General features: G+C 65.4%; 14 protein-coding genes and 1 pseudogene. 8 read left to right on the forward strand and 7 right to left on the reverse strand.

Translation table 11 applies throughout. The features are described 5' to 3' along the window. Positions 1–7: 7 nt before the first annotated feature. The 5 genes from AB0L63_RS25575 to AB0L63_RS25595 all read right to left on the reverse strand — a co-directional run bounded on the left by AB0L63_RS25575 (position 8) and on the right by AB0L63_RS25595 (position 5,986). On the reverse strand, positions 8–280 hold the full coding sequence (locus AB0L63_RS25575; RefSeq protein ID WP_364505429.1) for a hypothetical protein: 273 nt from the start codon (positions 278–280) through the stop codon (positions 8–10). Continuing rightward, positions 280–3,507: a hypothetical protein gene (locus tag AB0L63_RS25580; RefSeq protein WP_364505431.1), complete on the reverse strand. Its 3,228-nt coding sequence runs from the start codon at positions 3,505–3,507 to the stop codon at positions 280–282. Before AB0L63_RS25580 ends, AB0L63_RS25575 begins: the two co-directional genes overlap by 1 nt. Further along, complete coding sequence (locus AB0L63_RS25585) at positions 3,504–3,785, reverse strand: hypothetical protein (protein ID WP_364505433.1); 282 nt, start codon at positions 3,783–3,785, stop codon at positions 3,504–3,506. The genes AB0L63_RS25580 and AB0L63_RS25585 overlap by 4 nt, the downstream gene beginning before the upstream one ends. Further along, on the reverse strand, positions 3,782–5,485 hold the full coding sequence (locus tag AB0L63_RS25590) for a hypothetical protein (protein ID WP_364505435.1): 1,704 nt from the start codon (positions 5,483–5,485) through the stop codon (positions 3,782–3,784). Before AB0L63_RS25590 ends, AB0L63_RS25585 begins: the two co-directional genes overlap by 4 nt. 69 nt (positions 5,486–5,554) lie before the next feature. After that, on the reverse strand, positions 5,555–5,986 hold the full coding sequence (locus AB0L63_RS25595) for a YbaB/EbfC family nucleoid-associated protein (RefSeq protein WP_364505437.1): 432 nt from the start codon (positions 5,984–5,986) through the stop codon (positions 5,555–5,557). A gap of 198 nt (positions 5,987–6,184) precedes the next feature. On the opposite strand from AB0L63_RS25595, the gene AB0L63_RS25600 reads away from it, so the two are divergent. Beyond that, on the forward strand, positions 6,185–8,098 hold the full coding sequence (locus AB0L63_RS25600) for a type VII secretion target (RefSeq protein WP_364505439.1): 1,914 nt from the start codon (positions 6,185–6,187) through the stop codon (positions 8,096–8,098). 76 nt (positions 8,099–8,174) lie between these two features. On the opposite strand, the gene AB0L63_RS25605 is transcribed toward AB0L63_RS25600, so the two are convergent. Then, on the reverse strand, positions 8,175–9,194 hold the full coding sequence (locus AB0L63_RS25605; protein WP_364505441.1) for a hypothetical protein: 1,020 nt from the start codon (positions 9,192–9,194) through the stop codon (positions 8,175–8,177). A gap of 283 nt (positions 9,195–9,477) precedes the next feature. On the opposite strand from AB0L63_RS25605, the pseudogene AB0L63_RS25610 reads away from it, so the two are divergent. The 5 genes and pseudogenes from AB0L63_RS25610 to AB0L63_RS25630 all read left to right on the forward strand — a co-directional run. Next, positions 9,478–9,561: pseudogene (locus AB0L63_RS25610) on the forward strand (hypothetical protein); the annotation flags it as partial. Between the two features lie 45 nt (positions 9,562–9,606). Further along, positions 9,607–10,440 (forward strand): hypothetical protein, encoded by an 834-nt coding sequence (locus tag AB0L63_RS25615; protein WP_364505617.1) that lies wholly within the window; start codon positions 9,607–9,609, stop codon positions 10,438–10,440. 189 nt (positions 10,441–10,629) lie between these two features. After that, the gene (locus tag AB0L63_RS25620) at positions 10,630–10,968 is read left to right on the forward strand and encodes a hypothetical protein (RefSeq protein ID WP_364505443.1); all 339 of its coding nucleotides are present in this window, start codon (positions 10,630–10,632) and stop codon (positions 10,966–10,968) included. A 33-nt stretch (positions 10,969–11,001) separates the two neighbouring features. Beyond that, positions 11,002–12,960, forward strand: a complete 1,959-nt coding sequence (locus tag AB0L63_RS25625; protein WP_364505445.1) for a type VII secretion target — start codon at positions 11,002–11,004, stop codon at positions 12,958–12,960. Then, positions 12,960–15,095: a hypothetical protein gene (locus tag AB0L63_RS25630; RefSeq protein ID WP_364505447.1), complete on the forward strand. Its 2,136-nt coding sequence runs from the start codon at positions 12,960–12,962 to the stop codon at positions 15,093–15,095. Before AB0L63_RS25625 ends, AB0L63_RS25630 begins: the two co-directional genes overlap by 1 nt. Before the next feature lie 197 nt (positions 15,096–15,292). On the opposite strand, the gene AB0L63_RS25635 is transcribed toward AB0L63_RS25630, so the two are convergent. After that, positions 15,293–16,285 (reverse strand): hypothetical protein, encoded by a 993-nt coding sequence (locus AB0L63_RS25635; RefSeq protein WP_364505449.1) that lies wholly within the window; start codon positions 16,283–16,285, stop codon positions 15,293–15,295. A 605-nt stretch (positions 16,286–16,890) separates the two neighbouring features. Here AB0L63_RS25635 and AB0L63_RS25640 point away from each other — a divergent pair. Beyond that, positions 16,891–17,847, forward strand: a complete 957-nt coding sequence (locus AB0L63_RS25640; protein WP_364505451.1) for an NlpC/P60 family protein — start codon at positions 16,891–16,893, stop codon at positions 17,845–17,847. After that, on the forward strand, positions 17,847–18,938 hold the full coding sequence (locus tag AB0L63_RS25645; protein WP_364505454.1) for a hypothetical protein: 1,092 nt from the start codon (positions 17,847–17,849) through the stop codon (positions 18,936–18,938). Before AB0L63_RS25640 ends, AB0L63_RS25645 begins: the two co-directional genes overlap by 1 nt. Positions 18,939–19,052 lie beyond the last annotated feature (114 nt).

The following is a 19,052-nucleotide window of genomic DNA, read 5'->3' on the forward strand; positions in this document are numbered from 1 at the left end:
ATGGGTTTCATTGACTCTCGACCACAAGGCTGCAATAGCTTCCCATATCCAAAGTGGCCAGTGCGCGCATGAACTCCGCACCGTTCGTGCGGGGTACGACTTTCATTCCTGCCCGATCCGGTACACCGTTGTCGTAATACTGTTGAGCGATCCGACTCCATTCGGATTCGGAGACGGTCAGTGTTACTCCTGACGTCGTGGACCATCGAAACTCGGCGACGCGTTGGGGTTTGCCAGATGTGATGACGTACATGGCAATCAAATGAGGGGTATTGGTCATTAGATTTCTTTATCGGTGAGTGGGTGATCATCTAAGTATTCGCCCATATTGCGGTAACCCGGCGGGTAGACTACCTTTAATGTCTCGTTCGCGATTGCAGCGCCCCAGGCTTCGCCGGTAATCTTGCCGTGCTGCTGAACCTCGGCGAGTCGGCGGGCGGCCGAATCGGCAGTTGAGGCGGGATAATCCAAAGACTGGAGATATGCACTGAATTCGTCGGGATCCACCGTTCTGAGGTGTTCGATCAAGCCGGGATCGAGTGGTTGATCGAAGTTTTTCACGACAGAATTAGATCGTATCATTCCCACTCCATCGGCCCTGAGATTCGGAAGTATCGACTCGTTGTCGATACCTGCAATTCCGCCCGGTACATCCGCGCGCTGGAGTGCGTTGGCATAGTGTCTGTCTCCACTGGCCATGATGTAATCGAAGACCGCCAGTGCCTGTCCTTGCGGGGTCCCCAATTCCCAGGCGGGGCCGTGGTTCGGCACGAACTCCTGCAGCGTGCCCTTACCCTCGGGGCCGGTCCACTCTCGTGTGTAGGGAATAAGGTCGAGGCCGAGCATCTGGTCGTCGATGCTCCAGGCGGAGACTTCGTTCTTGATGGCCACTGCGTACTCTTCGCGCTCGCGTGGCTTGTAGATGCCGATCGGATCGCCTTCGTAATAGACCACCTGGTTGAAACCGACTCCGCCGCCTTGGGGTATAAGTTCGATGATGCCGATCGGATTGCCTTGATAATAGACTTCGTACTCGTTACTTGTTTCGCCGCCTTGACGTACGAATTCGAGTTGGTCCGACGGGGGCATGTTTCGCGCGCTGAGCGGCTGTGTGGGATCGAACTCTGAGGTCGGCGGATGCTGAGGTCCATCCGGTTCGGGTGCGATTGTTTCGTGTGGTGCCTCCAATGGTGGGTCGGATGCGACCGGCTCGTCGCGGGGGTGGGGGCGCAGTTGCGGTGTGCCTTGGTTTTCGCCTGGCTCTCCGCTGCGTGATTCTCTGGGCTTTTCTCCGGGTGTGGGTTCTGCGGGCTTTGATGTTGTGGTTTCAGGCTTGGGTTCGGCCGAAGTGGGCTTGCGCGCGGAGTGGCCATTGCCTTCCGTGCCTTCGCCCGGCGTGGTTGTTTCGGCCTCCCCTGGCAGGTGGCGTGGTGGGCCGGATGCGACCAGCTTGTCGCCAGGGTAGGGGCCCTCCCTCGGTGTTGTGGGTTGGTCGTGTTGTGGGAAGGCGGGGGGTTCGAGGTCGCGTGGTGTGGTGCCGGGTTGGTTGTCGGGTCCGCGTGTGGCGGTGCCCTGGCCGTCGTGTGTGTCGGGCTTGGCTTTTCCGGGGTTGGATGCGTTGCCGTCGCTGTCCGTGTCCTCGGGTTTGTGTCGTTGGCCGGTTTGTGGTGTGTCGCCGTCGCTTCGGTCGCCGTGTGCTGCGGAATGGTCTTCGCCCGGTGGGACTGTGTGGTCCGGGTTGGCCGGAGCTGGTTGGTCTGGTTTGTGCGCGGATGGTGGAGTTGGTTCTGCGCCTTCTGGGGGCGCGGTGTGTGGCGGTGTCTTTGGTTGTGGCTCGGTCTCGGCTGGTTTCCTTTCGGGTTGCCTGTGGTCGGGGTCGGGGCGCGGAGCTGCTTCTTCGTCGGGTGCACGCGGGGGCCAGACCCGTTCGTCTGGACGCGGAGTGGCGGGTCTGCCGCCGGTCGGGTCAGGGCCGGTGGCGTCTGGGCGTTGTCCCGTCGTGCCGGGCGGATGTGGTCCGGATCCGCTCGGCGGTGTACCGGTGTCGGGGCGCGGTGCGGCGGGTGGTGGGGTGGCGCCGGGTCGCGACCCATCGGAGTCTGGACGCGGAGTGGCGGGTTTGCCGCCGGTCGGGTCAGGGCCGGTGGCGTCTGGGCGTTGTCCCGTCGTGCCGGGCGGATGTGGTCCGGATCCGCTCGGCGGTGTACCGGTGTCGGGGCGCGGTGCGGCGGGTGGTGGGGTGCCGCCGGTTGGCGGTACGACGGGCGGTGGGTGGCCGCCGGTTGGCGGTACGGGTGGTGGGTGGCCGCCGGTTGGCGGTACGGGTGGTGGTGGGGTGCCGCCGGTTGGCGGTACGACGGGTGGTCGGGTGCCGCCCGGTGGTGTGATGCCGCCTGATGGTGGGGTGCCGCCCGCCGGTGCGGGTGGTGGGGTGCCGCCTGATGGTGGGGTGCCGCCCGGTGGTGTGGTGCCGCCTTGTGGTGTGGTGCTCGGCGGTGTGGTGGAGGCACTCGAGTTCGGAGTGTCGGTCTTGGCCGTGACTCGCATCCCGGGTGGCAAGGGGCGGGCGAAGACGGTGGCCGAACCGACGAAGCCGCCGACGAGACCTTGGATCACCGCGGTTCGTAGTTCGTCGGCGTTCGGGAGGTGCCAGGCCACGACTGCTCCCGCGACCGCGCCGCTGCCCGCGCCGGCTAGGCCGCCGACTCCACCGATCAGTAGCCCGCTGGTGACGTGCGTGCTGTAGCGGACGAAATTCGATTCCGATTTCGCGGCGAGCTTGCCGAGGAATTTGTTGATCCCGGGTGCGAAGCGTGAGGCGAAGCGTGCTCCGATGCCGCCGCCGACGCCAGCGATGATCGCGGCATCTCGGACCAGGTCCCACTCCATCTTGTCGCGGTGATGGAATACCTCCTTCTGCCACAACTGGGCACCGGTATTGACCGCGGCTGCGGTACCGGCACCGAGTACGAACCCGATTGCCGTGGCCTTGGCCAGCGGCAAACCCTTGCGTTTGGTGGCACACTCGAGTCCGACCTTTTTGACCTTGCCGTGGTACCGGCGTGCGCTCGCGGTCCAGGACGCCTTGGCCGCCGCCCGGTCCTCGGCCGCCTTTACGACGCCAGGCGCGGCCAGCCAGACATCCACCGCCAGCTGCGCCAGCAGCGCGATTCCGGTTCCGATTACTTGCAGTTTGGTGAATTCGCAGTCGTTGGCCTTCTGGTAGCACTGCTCGGCCATGGAGTCGCAGTAGGTGGCCTGGTTGCGCAGATCGTCGCCGAGCTGCGCATTCCTGGTCGCCTTCGTGTCGGCGCTGTAGCCGCGCAGGGCGGACTTTTCCGTTGCGGCCGCCACATCGTGGCGTTTGCCGAGCTGGCGGCAGCTGTCGCCGGTCGTCTTCCAGTGGTCACCTTCGCGGCGGCACGCGTCCTCATCACAATCCGGCCAGTATCCCGCCACGGCCTCGACCAGCCATTTGGGAAATGCCGCCGGCAGCGTCAAAGTCACTGCGCCGCACCCGGTATGGCGGCCGGTTCTTCGGGCAGTGCCGGAACCTCGGCAACAATGTCGGCGACAACCGACTCGGCGACGAATGCCCGACGTGCGGTCGCGATCATGTCGTCGGTGATATCCGGATGAGCCAGGGCAATAGTGATCAATGCCGAGTCGGTGTCGGGTCCCAACCCCACGTGCATCCGCATCGGCTGACCGCCGACTGCCGCGGACAGTTCGGTCTCGAAGGTGCTGAACCGCGCTTCGGCGGTGTGCCCACCGCCGAAGCTCACGGCGTGGCCGATTTCCGTGCGGTCTCGACCAGCAAGCGGTGCAACACCTTTGCCGGCGTCGCCGCCTCCGAACCGTTGATCTGGACCTCGGTGAACGCGTCCGCCACCGCCATCCCGGCGTCGAAGCGACCGTTGTGGAATCCGTAACCGCTCAGCTGAGCGCGCCACTGCTCGTACTCCGAACTCGACGCGGTATCCACCCCCTCCCGCGGTGCGGTACCTCGGGTGCGCGTGAACTCGGCGATGAGTGCGTCTTGAGCCGCTTGCCTGGCGCGGAAGCTACCGGCGACATCGAGTGCGTGGCCGAGTTCGCGGACCATTGTCGAATACACCGGGCGCCGATCCGAACCCCGTGCGATTTTTCCGGAATGCGTTGCGGTGCGGATGTATTCGGCGAATACGCTGGGATTGCGGGCGACCACGGTATCGAGCACGATGCGACGGGTGAACGGCTCCGGCCCGGTGGCCCCCGCGACCCAGTCCCATTCCAAGCGGGTGGCGGATTCGGTGGATTCGGCGATCGCTATCTGCCGCAGATCGACATACGGGTACTGGGTGAGCACGTCGTCCAGTGCCGCCGCGACCTCCCGGATCGTGTACCCGTCGACGGTCGGATCGTCGAAGCCGACGAGCTCGAGATCATGTCGATCGGCCAATTTCCGTGCCAGCAACGCGTTTTCACCGAGGGCGGCGCCATCGGCCGCCCACGGATGACGCGCGCCGGATTTCGACTCGGCGCCGAAGGCCTTGCCCGCCGCCTTCGGCGCCGGACGGACGTGCTGCTGATTTTGGTCGGGCAGGTGCGGCGCGGATATCCGCGGCGGCATACTCGACGGCGCCGATACCCGCGGCGTGGTGTTGGTCGGTGTCGCTGACTGCGCGGATGCGGCGGCCGCCTTAGGTCCGGGGGTGTCCGATGTGGCACCGGTCCCGGACGTACCTTTCGACCACGGTGTGTTCGGTTGCTTGCGGTCGGCCGCGGGAGCGTCGACGGCCGGTCGGGCAGTGGCCGCTGGTGCCGCATCACCGGTGGTGGTCGCCGATTCCGGTCGGGGACCGGAGGTGTCGCGCATAATCGGCGGGCCGGCACCGCCACCGCCACCGCCACCGCCACCGTACGGACTGTTCAGCCCGGGCATGCCGTTTCCGTATTGGCCGCTGGGGGTTGAGGGTGCGGTGGATGTGGGAGTCGGCTGTGCGCTACCCGAGGTATCGGGTGTGACGGTCGAAGACGGCGCGGACCGATTGCCGGTTGTGGGTTGCGATCCGGTTGGCGATTGCGTGGCGTCGGGGGTGGAGTTCGTCGCTACCGGAGTCTGCCAGCCCTGCCCGTATTGATCGGTCGGCATGGTCGGGTCGACGTTGGGACGGTTGGATGGCGATTGCTGTACGGTGTCACCGATCATGCGAGCGGCCTCGCGATCCTGACGGTCGAAGCTGTCGAGGAGATCGCTGACGACCTTGCCCTCTTCGCGCAGGCTGGCGACTGTCTTCGCCAGGCTCGCGATTCCTTTGTCCCTATCCGGTACATAGGTCTCGGCGAATGCCTGGCCCGGAGCGTCTTTGCCCCAGGGTTCGCCTTCACGCTCGAGCGCGGCCTTCAACTGATCGAGTACGCGCTGCGCTTCGGCGCCGATATCCTCGAATTCCGGCACCAGTGCACGAAGTCGCTCCTCATCGACTTCCAACGACTGCGCCACACCAACTCCTCACGCCTGCTGCGGCCAATTCTCACGCGCGCCGCCCAACCTTCCCAGGAGTGGGAGTATTCAGCCTGCGCGCGGACCATCGTTCTTGGCGGATTCGCGGGCATCGCGCCAGCTCGGGGCTTCTGGTACCAGATCGGGCAGATCGGGCATGAGCTCGGCGGCGTCGACGATCGGTGCGATCAGCGCGTCGTGTTGCGAGCGCGCCGACCGCGCCGCCGCCTGCGCGGCCTCGACAATCGCCCGCCCGACATTTTCGGGCTTCGCGCGCATCGCCTGCGCGGTCAGTTGGACGTCGGTGACCACCCCGGTGCCGTCCACGGTCACCTCGACCAACTGATCGGATGAACTGGCCCGTACCCGCAGTGTGTCCAGTTGCTGCTGGATCTCGGCGAGCTGGGCCTGCTGTTTCTCGTAGACGTCCATGATGTAGTCGATCTGGTTTCGCATGCCGTTGTTCGCCGACCGCAGGCTTTCGAGCTCCCATTGATCCATTGCCAGCTCCCGCCTTGTTCATCGCTGCCGTCGGCGCTGGTCCGGCACCCGTTCGGCGGGATTCGTCGGCGCCACCGTCCGCCGATTATGGATCGGCGGCATCCGACTTCCCGTAGGTGGGAGTTCCTTCCGGATTCCCCATCAGTGGGAAGGATCGACAATGTTGAAGTCGGCGGCGGGAAAGGGTCTGATCGAACAATGCCGGAAACCAGCATGAATATCGACCCCGCGGTGCTGCGCCAGTTGGCGCATCAGCATGAGCAGGTCGGGCGCGATACTCTTGCCTGGTCGGAGCCGCCGCACGCGTGGCTGGCCAGCTTCGAGTCGACCTACGGCACTATCGCCGATCCTGTCCGTCAGGCGCTGGAGAAGTACTACAACGCCCGTGAGCGCGCCGGCAAGGCGCTCGCACAGGAGCATTTCAACACTGCGAAGTCGCTGCGGGACTCGGCGGATTCCTATGAACGCACCGACCACGAGATGGCGTCGCACATTCGAAACGTCGGACAGGATTCAGGGGGCACGCACAACGGGCCCCCGCCCAGCGGCGTGACCCCGAATACTCAGCACACCCCGTCGCTGGGTGGCCCCGTTGGTGGGCCCGGTGGACCGGGCGGTGGACCAGGCGGTGGGCCTACCTCGACCGATACCCCGATGGCGCCCGCGGCATCGAATGGTTCGACACCGACGAGCGGCGCACCGGGCGGTCCCGGCGGCACATCCGCTACGCCGGCCACATCCGGTATGCCAGGGGCGGTTTCGCACCCGGACCAGACGACCGGGACATCCGGCGTGACAGCCGGAACCACACCATCGTCGGTATCGGCCGGTCCGCTCGGCTCCGGTCCGGGCGTGGGACCGGTGTACACCGGTTCGATGGACGATCGCGGTTCGGGTCAGCCACCGGCCGGGCCCACCGCGGCCGGCGATGCCACCCCGATGCCGGTGCCGATGGGCACACCGTTCGCGTCCGCCGTAGCCGCCGCGAAGGACAAAGAGGCCGAACCGGCCTATGTGGTGGGCAATGCGGTGAACGACGATCTGGTACTGGCCAGAACCCTGCTCAGCAGTGTGCTCGCGGCCGTCGATTCGCCGGTGGGGATGGCCTGGGCGGTTGCGGTGATGCGCGGTCCGGGCGGTGCCGGTGTATTCATCACCTCGAACGAGGGGCGCGGCTGGCTGCCCGCCAAGCTCTACCTGCCGCGCGAAGTCTCGACGCCGTGGTTGTGGGGTGAAGTGCTCGGCCCCGATACCGACACCTCATCCTGGGAAAGTGTGTCGGATCCGGCCCGGGTGCTGGTCGAATTCGGCCTGGCCTGGGGACCGAAGGCGAACGCGGGCTTGTCGGCGCTGGTCTCCTCCGGCCCGATCGATCCCGGTCTGCGGACGCAGCTGAGCGATGTGGCCATGGAAGGACTCGTCGGTCCGACCTACGACGTCGACTTGCGCGAGTTCACCCCGGATACAGCGGACCGGCTCGGTCTGGTCGGTTCCCCGACCGCGCTGCAATCCGTTGCGACCGTGTCGGATGAGCAGGTGCGCGAGCGCTGTGTCCAATTGGCGACGGACGCGCACACCCGAGTCGGTCGGTCGGTGGCCGCCAGCGCGGATGCGGCAGGGGCGCGGCAACTGCGCGAGCGGATCCTCGCGAGCTTGGCGGCGGGGCAGACCGTATCCCGGCAGATATGGGATGAACTGCGCGATGCCGACGATCTGCTGGCCGCATCGATGCTGTCGCGCCGGGTCGATGTGGGCCGGGTCGGACTCGGCGACTTGCGAGGTGACACCGAGAATTCGGCATTGCGCGACATGATCTTCGAGCGCCGCTGCAACGAGTTGGTGTTGTTGCTGGCCGAAGAGGCGGAGCGGCAGAACCTGCGCGACGCGATCTACGCACACGAGCAGGTCGTGGCCCATCCGCAATTCGTGGAGGTTCCGGCCGCGGTCTCGGTTGCCGAGGACGAGCGGGTTTCCCGCCCGGCGGGTGCTGCGGTCAGTACCCCTGCGGTCGGTGCTCCCACAGTGAGTGCTCCGGTCACGGCCGGACCGCCGACCGGGGCCGTGGTCGCTCCGACATCGCCGCCGCCTGTCGTTGCGCCGGACCGACACTGAGGTCGTGGGACGGTGACTGCCGCTGTAGTTCGATGGCGGCAGTCTCGTCTTGGCCGAGCCGACCGGAGCTTGCGTACTACGCGGTACTCCACGTGGGCGTGCCATAGACATTGAGTTTGTCGATGCCGTGGTCGGCGGAGAAGCCGAGTCCGATTGCCGAGTAGTGCCAGATCGCCCCACACGATTCTGCTGCCTGGGCGAGGGCATCGACGGCGTGGGTCGTGCCGTGGTGTCGAGACGCGATTTCGTGCACGAGCTCGGTCAGGTCGTCGCCTTGCCGTGCGCTGATGGACAGACCGAAGGTGGGGTCGCCCGCACCGCGTTGACAGCAGACGAACCAGTCGTATTCGTGCAGCTTGGCCGCATCGGCGCCACACCGAACGAACTCGGACAGCATTTCCCATGCCGGATCACCGAAGTGGCGCGTCAGCTTCATCGGCACGGCAGCGTCGCCGCGCGTGGCCTTCAGGTAGATCTTGTGGTTCACGTTGCCGAGCGCATCCACCTCGATCGCGGCGCCCGCAGGCTTTATGAGCTCCTCATGATCGGGTACCGACGCCAATCCAGCGAAACCGGGCAATACACTGCACAACCGCTGCAGCGCCCCCGGCACGATCGTCGGACCGCCGTATACCTTGAGACGGGCCGCATGGTGCGGCGCCGCGGCATGATGCACAACCCCTATCCACGTAGCGGAGCGGTACCGCGCTGAGACTTTCGCAGGATCGGGATATAGAGCCGCGACGAAAGACTGCAGCATATCGGCGACCACCTCATCGCCGTTCGGCAACCACGCGACGAGATCCCGGATCGCGGCGACCTGAGCAGAAACGCGAGAGCTGAACTCCGTCTCCTGCGTCGCGGTCTCGGTGATATAGCGAACCGCTGGCGAGAACTTCCCTCGGCCACCGCTCACACTGGCTTCGAATGGAGCCCCCGAGATGGTCAGTGTGCTGGCTCGCTTCCCATCCGGCCCGCGCGCATCCAACTGTCCGCTACAGGCGCGTTCCGCCATGGCGCGGATCGGTTCCGGGGCACAACTCGGCACCAACCGCTCGGCCAAATCGACGAGGAATTCTCCGGCAGCTCCAGCCATCACCATCGTCAGGATCGCCCGGTGTTCGGATGCGGAAATCCTTGGAAGGCACCGAATTCGGCTCCGTCCTGCGGATTGCCATTCTCACCCATACGGACTAACTCCCTCATTTCGACCGACATCCTCATTCTTCCGCATCCCACCCCTGGGAACAGCGCGCACATGTGACGCTGGTCGGCCTCGGCGCGGCACTATGCCACGCCGACCTCAGTAGCGCGCCGATGTATTCTGGCGGCGTCTCGCCGGTTGGTCGGGATAGGAGAGAGAAAGCAGGGGTGTGGTGGTGGGTGAGACCTCCCAGGCAGTTGCCGCGGCGTGCGAGTTCCTGGTCGAACACCAAGACCCCGATGGCCATTGGCGCGACTACGCCGAATTGCCGCCGGGCAGATCCGAATCCTGGATCACCGGATGCGTGGGTGTCACGCTGGATTTTGCTGCGGCAGTCGTCGCCCCCGATTCCAACCATGCCGGGGCCGTAGACCGCGCCGTTGCCGTGTTGCGGGACTCACAACGACGCGGCGGATGGGGATACAACCGCAACGTCGCATGCGACGCCGACTCCACGTCATGGGTGGTGCGTCTGATCGCTACACGTGATCCTGAACCGGCACTGTTGAAGGGCCTCTTCACCGACTACCTCGCCGCAAGTGGCGGCGTGCGCACCTTCCGATCGCCTGCGCTATTCGGGTCCTGGGCCGATGAACACGACGAGGTCGCCCCAATGGCCGGGCTTGCTCTCCTCGCGCTCGGCGACGATGCGACCGCCGATATCATCCGTATGCACATTCTGAGCCGCCACCGAGAGCATGGCAGGTGGCTTCCGTTCTGGTGGCGGTCGGACGCCTACGTAACGGCCCACAACCTGACCTTCCTGGCCCGTTCCGGGGGGATACCCCCGCAGATTGCCGCAGCGGAGCGGGAACGCTCGAGTGAATTTGTCGACCCTGTGGACTCGGCCTCAGGACAGGAATCATCCTTCGATACAGCTCAGCGTCTGATCACCGCTGTACACCTGCGCGCATCCGGTCACGCAGAACTGCTCCGTCAGGCCGTGCTGGCGGCACAGCTGCCGGACGGCAGCTGGCCCGCCTCGCTCGGGCTGCTGGTCCCAGGCCAATGGGATCCATCCACCCAGATATTCGCCGATAATCGCAGGTTACTCAGCACGGCCATGTCCGTGCTGGCCCTAGTGGACGTTGCGATGGCAGCCCAATCGCTGAAATCGCCGGGCGGGGAAGAGATTTAGCTCGGGTTACGATGCCCAACGAGCTGGCTGTCGGACTGACACAGCTAGCCGGCTGCTGCACCGACCTGAGGTCGGCGTGGCTGGCTGGAGTCAACAGGCAGGCGCTCTGTCAGCAAATAGCGGGATGAATGAGGATCTATGAGAGACATCCACCCAAACGTACGCGCTGGAGCGAGCCTGAGGCGGGAGTTGCGGAACCGCATCGCGGACATGCGCGAACGTGCCGATGCGATCGTTGCGCGTCGTCCGTCCCCGAGCGGCTTGGTCATTCCCGAGGTCGATGCGATGGGACGGATGCGGGATCTGTATCTGGCGCCAGGAACCTGTGCCCGGTTCGACAATAGGGAATTGGCCGACGAAATTGTGATCGCCATCGCCGAAAGCGCCAGGGATGCGCGGCGGCAGTACGAGATCGCCATGAACAACCCCGACAATCTGCCACGACCGCTCGCGGAGATCATGCGGGAATGGCAGGCCGGGCCCGCGTCGGATCGGCAGCCCCCCAATTTTGGGAAGGCGGGAGAATGAAGCGGAGATAGCTGGTGGGAGGATCAGTCGAGCATGCCCGAATACCTGGTTGTCGAGCCAGATGAGCTGCGCGCAATCGCCAAGCAGCACGAAGAGACCGCGGCAAAAATCCGGAAGTGGGGTGAAATCCCGCATGCTTGGCTCGCCGAATTCCCGGTTACATACGGCACGATCGCTGATCCGATGCGCTCGGCTCTGGTGGACTACTACAAGAAGCGCCACGACCGTGCCGAACGACTCGCCGTCGATCATGAGCGGACACGAGACCAATTGCTCGAGGCGGCAAGATCGCTCGAAGAAAGCGATCAGGCCGCTGGGCGTCACGTCGCCCAGTCGGGTGTCAACAACCACGGAGCTCCGTTAGGCGGTCCGGCACCTGGCGCGCCGACGGATCCCGCGCCGCGGGTACCTACCGGCCTGGACACGCCGAAGTCGAACGGCACCCAACCGGTGCATCCTTCGGCCTACACCCCCGAGGCCCCGGGGACTTCGGGCGAGACCGTCCGCTCCGACCAGGTATCCCTGCCACCAACCGCATCGGCGCTGCCACCAACCGCATCGGTGTTGCCGCCGGTCGCCTCAGCGCCACAGATCTACGCCACCGCGCCGACCGAGACCACGCCACCCTTGATCGACGTACCGGAGTCCGGTGCCGCCATATCCATGGCTCCGGCTGCCGACACGAACGGTACCGCGGGTATGGCTGGCGGGATGCCTGCACCACTGGTGACGGACCCATTTGCTGCACCAGTCGTCGCCGGTGGTGCAGACATGGCTGGCGGGATGCCTGCACCAGTGGCGACGGGCCCATTCGCGGCAGCGGTCCACGCGGCCGAGGATAAGCGGGCGCTACCGTCGTTCGTAATAGGTGAGCAGGTTGAAGAGGACTTGGTGCTCGCCCGCACCCTACTCGCCGCGACCCTTGCCGCCGTAGCTGATTCGGCGCTCGGTCTGGAATGGGCAGTGGCGGTGGTGCGAACCCCCATCGGGCCCATCGTTTTGCTGACCTCGACTGAGGGCCGTGGCTGGTTGCCACCCGGACTGTTCCTGCCGTCAGAGGTCGCCCTTCCGTGGAAATGGGACGCTGTCCTCGGCCCTGCGGCTCGGGACACCACTGCGGCGTTGGAAGACACCACCGATCCGGCCCGGATACTCGCCGAGTTCGGGTTCACGGCGCGCCACACGAGTGTCCGAATCAGCGCCTTGGTGTCGTCTGCGGCAATTCTCGACGACCTGAGCACGGCCCTTGGCGAGGATGTGGCCATCGAGGGTTGGGTGTCCGCCGCCGAGTCCGCGGTCGACCTCACTGCGCCGGGTGTCGGACTGGTCGACAGGCTCGCGCTGGCAGGTTCGGACGAGTTGCTGCGCCTGGCGGAGATGGTGCCCGAAGCCGAGATTCGGCCCAAGTGTCTCGAGCTGGCGCGAGCCGCGGATGCATGGGTCCGCGCCGCCATCTCCGGCGTCGACGATGAGAGCGCCGCTCGCCATGCCCGGAGGCAACGAATCCTCGATGCACTGGATGCCGGTCAGCCCGTCCCTGCGAGCTGGTGGGGCCAGATGCGCGCCGCTGATGACATCGCGGCGGCGGCACTGCGGTCGCGGCGGGTGGACGTGTCATTTATTCCCATTGGCGGCGTCCGCCCAGATGTATCTACCGAAGCCCTTCGCGGCATGGTTTTCGAGCGCCGTGCCGACGAACTGTTGCTGTTGCTCGCGCGCGAACCTGACCGGCAGACCCTGCGCGATGTGCTGTACACGTACGGCCAGATAACTGAGCATCCGCTGTTCCCGGTGGCGGTGCGGGTGATGACGACCGGCGCAGGTCTGGCGGTTCCAGATATCGAGGTTGCCCAGGGTATCGGGCCCCGTGTCCATAGCGTTGGTTCCGTCAGCGTCGGTCCCATCCATCTCGGTGGGGGTCCCCCGCCCATCACCGAGTTGCTGAATCGTCCGGCGGGGTCCGAGGGCTCCAGCGAGCAGAGGAGAGGCTGATGGGTGACTCGGTCGCCGATGTCGTCGGTTCCATCAAAAAAGACTACCGGCACGGGAGCTGGGATAACGCCGGTTTCCAGGACGACCAAGCAAAAAACTCGCTGGACAAGCTGGCCAAGTTGGATTCAACCCAGCTCAAGCAGGCTTTAGACGAACTCAAACAAGCCGAACAGGAGAGCGGTGTAGACGAGATCCTACCGGAACTCGCCCACGCCGCACGCAAGCACGGCCTCGACGATAAATCTGAATACAAATCCATGATCGACGCGCTTGCGAGAGGTGATACAGACGCAATCGTAGCTGCCCAAAAGAAAAAAGAGGATGATGCCGATAAGCCGGAGTTCGAGGATTACGGGTCTAAGAAGTTCACGGGAGAGGATAAACATGCGTATGACGTTGACCTACCCCTACCCCTACCCCTGCCAAAGGGGCACAGCAGCCAGCTGGAAGCCCTGATCGATGACACCAGTTTCACCATGCAGTGGGATCTCGACACTCTCGGTGTCGGTAACCCGAAGGAAAATCCCGAATTCACTCGAGTGCTCGACGGAGCCGAGGTTAAGAGCGCGGGCGGCTGGTCAAAAATCAGAGACGCGGCCGATGGACTACAGAAGCAGCTGGAAAAAAGGCAGAGTGACTACAAAAAAGACCACAAAGAGGTCTCGAACGCCACATACAAATCCGAAATAACCGGTAAGGACACCTTCAAACAGCTGAAGCAGATGGTGAGAGAGCTCGCCGAGCACCTCACGTTCGAGCCTGGTGGCCTCACGCGTACCGGAAACACGCTCACGGAAAACTCCGGCGGGCGTAAAGAAGAACAACATCAGGTGGCCGTCTACGAGAAGAATACGAAAGAGGGCACCAAGGGTTATGGCAAATATATCCTGACCCCTGAAGCGGAACAGAGATACTACGTCAGGATAATTGAAGAGACAGTTCACAAATGGGACAAGGTATACGCGGAAGCGGTTAAGTTATACCAGAAGGAGGCGGAAAAGGTCGACGGCTCCGGGGATGATCCGCCCAAGACGCCAACCCCAACCCCAACCCCGACGCCCACCCCAACCCCGACGCCAACCCCAACCCCTACCCCCGCCCCGACCCCAACTCCCACCGACGAGGACTACAGCAAAACTTACAAGGATCTCTTCGGCGACGGTTCGGATGCGAACACTGCTGACGGCACGGCTGACGGCACTGCTGACGGCACCGGTACCGGTACGAGCGGCCTGAACAGCAGCATCCTGGCCGCGGTCAATTCGGCGATCAGTGCGATCGAGAACGGCAAGTCGGGAACCGGCGCGAGCAAGTCGAGGACCAACGCGACGCAGGCCGGGTACAACACGGGCGGCGGCGGATCGTCGGGATCCGGTGGCATGGATATGGGCTCGATGATGATGCCGATGATGCTCATGCAGATGATGTCGCAGATGATGTCGCAGATGATGGGGAACAACGGCCAGGACGACCGGAGACAGCGCGAGGAGGATCGCGACGAGCGGCGGCGTCGGCGCAGGGAACAAGAGCAGCAGGCCGCGGCACAGGCACAGGCGCAGGCGCAGGCACAGGCACAACAGGCTGTTGCGACGAACACGCCGACCAATGTGGTCCAGGCGGACGTCAGTGCGACACCGCCGCCGGTGGGTGCCGGTGGGCGGTCGATGGTCGATATGAAGCTGCCCGACGGCACGACACAGAAGGTGTCCTCGGCGGTCTCGCAGGCCGTGAACAAGGAGCTCAACAATCCGAACGGCAGCGATGCCAGGTCGGCTTACGCGGGCACTACCGGACAGCCCACGGCGGGCAGTCCGTGGGTCTCGGTCGACAGTGCGCACCTGCAGACCGGTGACGTGGTGCAGTGGGCGAATAGGAGCGCGATTGTCGTAGTGGAACCCTCGGGATTGGAGGTCATCGTCAACGGCCAGCTCGTGCCGCTGGACCCGAACAACCCACCCGATGGCGGCACCGGCGGTTACGGAGAGTTTCAGGGGTTCTTCCACCCGAGCGGCGCCGATCTGGACAATTCCGCGCCGCAGCCGGAACAGGCATCGACGCCGAGCACCCCAAGGGTCACCACCGCGCCGGCGGCGCCGACAGCTCCGCCCGCGGTTCCACCGCCGATGACGATCTGACATGGCACTGCGGTCCCCCTGAAATTCGAGGGGGACCGCGGCGGACCGATCGGTGCCGCGCTCGTCGCCGCGGCGGCATTGTGAGTTGCCGACGTACGAGTCGACAAGCGGAATTCAGTTCGTGCCTGACCAATTCGGCCGTGGTAGCTACGGGCAGACGATATCGCCTGCCCGTAGCGGGACGAAGGAATCAGCGGTTACGCCTGCACCACAGGCGAATCCACGGTGACGTCGTCGTCGAGATCGTCCTTGTGCGCTTCGTTGGTATCGGCATCGGTCGGAGTCGATCCGGTCCGATTCACCGCACGTCGGACATTGGTGCGAGCCGACACCGGGGACATGTTCGCGACCGGCGTGGCCGATGCGGCGGGCGCACTCGCGCTTGCCGCCGGTGCTGCCGCCACGGGTTGGCCGGTACCGGGTGCCGCTGGGGCCGGGGCGGGACTGCCAGGCGCGGCCCCGGGTGCCGCCGCTGCTGGCTGGCCCTCGCCGGTCTTCGCGCCGGCTTCGGCCGCGTCTTTGTCCTTGTCTTTGTCTTTGCCGTGCGGCTTCAGCAATTGCGGCAACTGCGACACCAATGGCATTGCCATCATGGGCAGCATTGCGAGCATCGACATCATTTGCCCGAGCCCACCGTCGCCACCGCCGCCGCCAGAACCGCCGGATCCGGACTGGCCACCGCCGCCGCCGGATCCGCCGCCGTCGGAACCGTTGTTACCGTTTCCGGCCATATCCTGGTTGAGCTGGTAGACCGCCTCGACCTTCTCGTAGACGAGGTCGATCGCCTCGGCGACCAGTTTCATCAGGGCCACCTCTTGCGCGGGTTTGAGCTTCCCGCTTCCGGCGGCCTTCAGCTTCGTCTGGAGTTCGGTGACGATCCCTTTGATCGCGCGCAGTGTCTCATCACTGCCCGCGGCGACCACGATGGAGGTCTTCATGACCTTGGTGTCGTAGGTCAGCAGTGCGGTCTGCCGGGACTGGACCTTCGCCAGAGCTTGCTCGTACTGCGTTTTCATCAGGCTGTCGCCGATGCTCTCGTAGATCACCGGTCGCAGCAGATCGTCAACCTTGGGCGGCAGCTCGGGGGTACCCCGGCCCAGCAGATCGACGGCCGTTTGGATGGCCTCTTCGGCCATGGCGATGAATGCCTTCAAACCTGCCGACGCGCCTGGTGGCGGTGTCAGTTTCACCGTCCAGTAGTGGCCGGTCTTGGGCTTGCTCGGAGTGCTGGGGGTTGGGGTGGCTGGAGTGCTAGGGGATGGGCTCGGCTCCCCGACCGCTATTCCACTGGATGGAGTGCTAGGGGATGGGGTGCCTGGAGTGCCGGGCGGTGGAGCGCCGGGCGGTGGAGCGCCGGGCGGTGGAGCGCCGGGCGGTGGAGCGCCGGGCGGTGGAGCGCCGGGCGGTGGGCCCGACGGAGCGCCGGGCGGTGGGCCCGACGGAGCGCCGGGGAATGGTCCGGATGGAGCTCCGGGGAATGGGCCGGATGGAGCACTAGGCGACGGTCCGAAGGTAGCGCCGGGCTCTGCGGGATTGCTAGCGGTCGGGGAGCCGAAGAGTGTCTGCCAGGTCTCGGCTGCGGTACCCACCAGTTCTGCCGCCATATTGTCGCCACCGCCTCCCAGAAGTTGTCCTCATTGTCGTGTCTTCCCGCCGCTGGGAAGATGAATCATTCGCGCAATTGCCTCATAGTCGTTGTCATCCCGAGATTCGGGGCGACCGGTGCCAACCGGCGAAACATTTGGCGAGCAGGTCCGGAGAGGCGGTCGGTGATGAGCGAGAGCGAGTCGGTCGAATGCCACCGGAATTGACAGGCGACCTCAACGAGGTCTTGCGTGCCCTGCTCGGGCTGTACGGAAACGGACAACCCGACCCGGCCGCCACAGCGAGCATCGTTCAATCGGTCACCAACGATATGAGTGCCCACGCCGGAAGAGGCGTGGCCAACTACACCGATGCGCGCGGCATCCAATCGACGATCGCGGAATCACATGCGGGCAAAGACGGTGTCGTGCACAAGACCGTGGGCGAGGCCGGGGACGGTACGGTCGGCGGACGCAATCGCTTGACCAATCAGATCGCCGATCTGCAATCGCGAATCCAGGCGATCGCATCGGTCGGCGATACCCGGTTCAGCGGCCCCGCCCTACTCGAAGCGGCGCATACGACCATCGCCAAAGCGGCCAAACAGGTCGATACCGATGTCGCGGCGGCGCGTCAGCGGGCGGCGCAGATCATGCCGCCTGGCATGCCCGAACTGTCCCGGCGAAAGGCCGGCAGTTCGACACCACGTCGTCGTCGGCGCGCTCGTTCGCGATCCGCGTTGCTGTCGAACGGCCGGCGCGGCCGACCTCGGGTGCCCTTGGATGGAACCGCGGGTAGCAAGGCCGTCGGCGCGGCCAGCGAATGGCTCGGCGCACCGTATATCTGGGGTGGGGGTGGCGCCGGTGGACCGAGCGGCGGTGGCTTCGACTGCTCCGGTCTCACCCAGTACGCGATCGCTCAGGCCTCCGACGGCCATGTGGTGCTGCCGCGGACGACCTACGAGCAGATCTACAGCGGAGTGCGGGTCTCCCCGGCGGATGTGCGGCCCGGTGACCTGGTGTTCCCCGCGAGTTCGTTCAGCGCGCGGGGACCGGAGCACGTCCAGTTGGCCGCGGGCAACGGCATGGTCATCGAGGCGCCGTATTCCGGTTCGACCGTGAAGTGGTCGCGCATGTCCAGCGACGCAGTTGTGGTGCGGGTGCTGTAGTGGCGGTGGAGATTCCGCCGGAGGTCGCGGAATTCCTCGACTGCTGTGGGGTTCGATACCCGGATATCGACGAAGGCGATGTGCGCGGGCTCGCAGTGAAGGTGCGCACGTTCGCCGCGAATGCTCACGGGCCCGGTGGGGATGCGATCGCCGCGTACGAGCGCCTGGCCGCGACATGGGCCAGGTCCGATGGCGACCATCGGGCCGAGCTCGATCGGGTATGCGCCATCATCGCGAATGCACTGGATGCGGTGGCCTACGTCATTACCGTGACGAAGGCGGTGGTCCTAACCGAACTGGCCGCGCTCGCAACGACTTACGCGGCCATGGCGGCCACACCCGCGGCCCGGATCGCCGGACCGCTCGTCACCACCGCGGCACAGCGACTGTGCGCACAGATGGAGCGGGCGCTGATCGGCTACCTCGTCATTGAGGTGATCGGGCGGGCCGTCGAACCGCTCGGACGCAACCTCGACAAATTGTTCACCGGCGCGGCATCAGTAACGACCCCGCCCGCCGAACGGGTCGACGAACCGCGAATGCCCTTGGCGCCCCTTGCCGAACCGCGGATACTCGACGTGCCCCCTGCTCAACCGCAGCAGTCCGGTGCGGCCCCTGTTGACCCGCGGTTGTGTGGTGCGGCCCCTGTTGACCCGCGGTTGTCTGGTGCGGCGCCTGTCGAGCCGCAGCAGCCTGGTGAGGCGCCTGCCGAGCCGCAGTTGTCTGTCGTGCCTCCTGCTGAACCGCAGTTGTCTGGCGCGGCCTTTGACGAAGACGTGCCGGCCGTCTCGGGTGTTGCCCAAGGTGGTCGAGTCGGCCCCCACACGCAAGCGTCGCTCGGCCCGAGCCGTTCGCGTGGCTTCGTAACACCGTGGGCGCATGCGGTCCGGGCATCGGCACAGCGCGCGGCCAGCTCGAAAACAATGCCCGCCAAGGCCTTCCAATCCTTGGATCGGCGCGCGACAACGGCACGCAAGCCGCGGGAAACACCGTGGTCGAAGCTCGCTCGGCAATCGGAGACACCATCGAGCGAATTGGCTGGGGCCGCCACCGTGCCTACGATCCGGCGCCGCGCAGACGGCGGTCGGTGAACGGACCGCCGAACGAGGGCGGCGGCCGACGGTGTTGGGATACCGACGGCCGCCGCGTGACAGATCGTCGGGGTTTGGGGGTGACGATCCGCCTCTTGCCAGCCGATGGGCGGC

This window comes from Nocardia sp. NPDC051990, assembly GCF_040680755.1.
Lineage (GTDB): Bacteria > Actinomycetota > Actinomycetes > Mycobacteriales > Mycobacteriaceae > Nocardia.

Excerpts from the sequence above, each read along its gene's own strand:
- AB0L63_RS25575 (WP_364505429.1), bottom strand. The coding sequence starts at position 280 with ATGACCAATACCCCTCATTTGATTGCCATGTACGTCATCACATCTGGC.
- AB0L63_RS25595 (WP_364505437.1), bottom strand. The coding sequence starts at position 5,986 with ATGGATCAATGGGAGCTCGAAAGCCTGCGGTCGGCGAACAACGGCATG.
- AB0L63_RS25600 (WP_364505439.1), top strand. The coding sequence starts at position 6,185 with ATGCCGGAAACCAGCATGAATATCGACCCCGCGGTGCTGCGCCAGTTG.
- AB0L63_RS25605 (WP_364505441.1), bottom strand. The coding sequence starts at position 9,194 with ATGGCTGGAGCTGCCGGAGAATTCCTCGTCGATTTGGCCGAGCGGTTG.
- AB0L63_RS25625 (WP_364505445.1), top strand. The coding sequence starts at position 11,002 with ATGCCCGAATACCTGGTTGTCGAGCCAGATGAGCTGCGCGCAATCGCC.
- AB0L63_RS25630 (WP_364505447.1), top strand. The coding sequence starts at position 12,960 with ATGGGTGACTCGGTCGCCGATGTCGTCGGTTCCATCAAAAAAGACTAC.
- AB0L63_RS25640 (WP_364505451.1), top strand. The coding sequence starts at position 16,891 with ATGCCACCGGAATTGACAGGCGACCTCAACGAGGTCTTGCGTGCCCTG.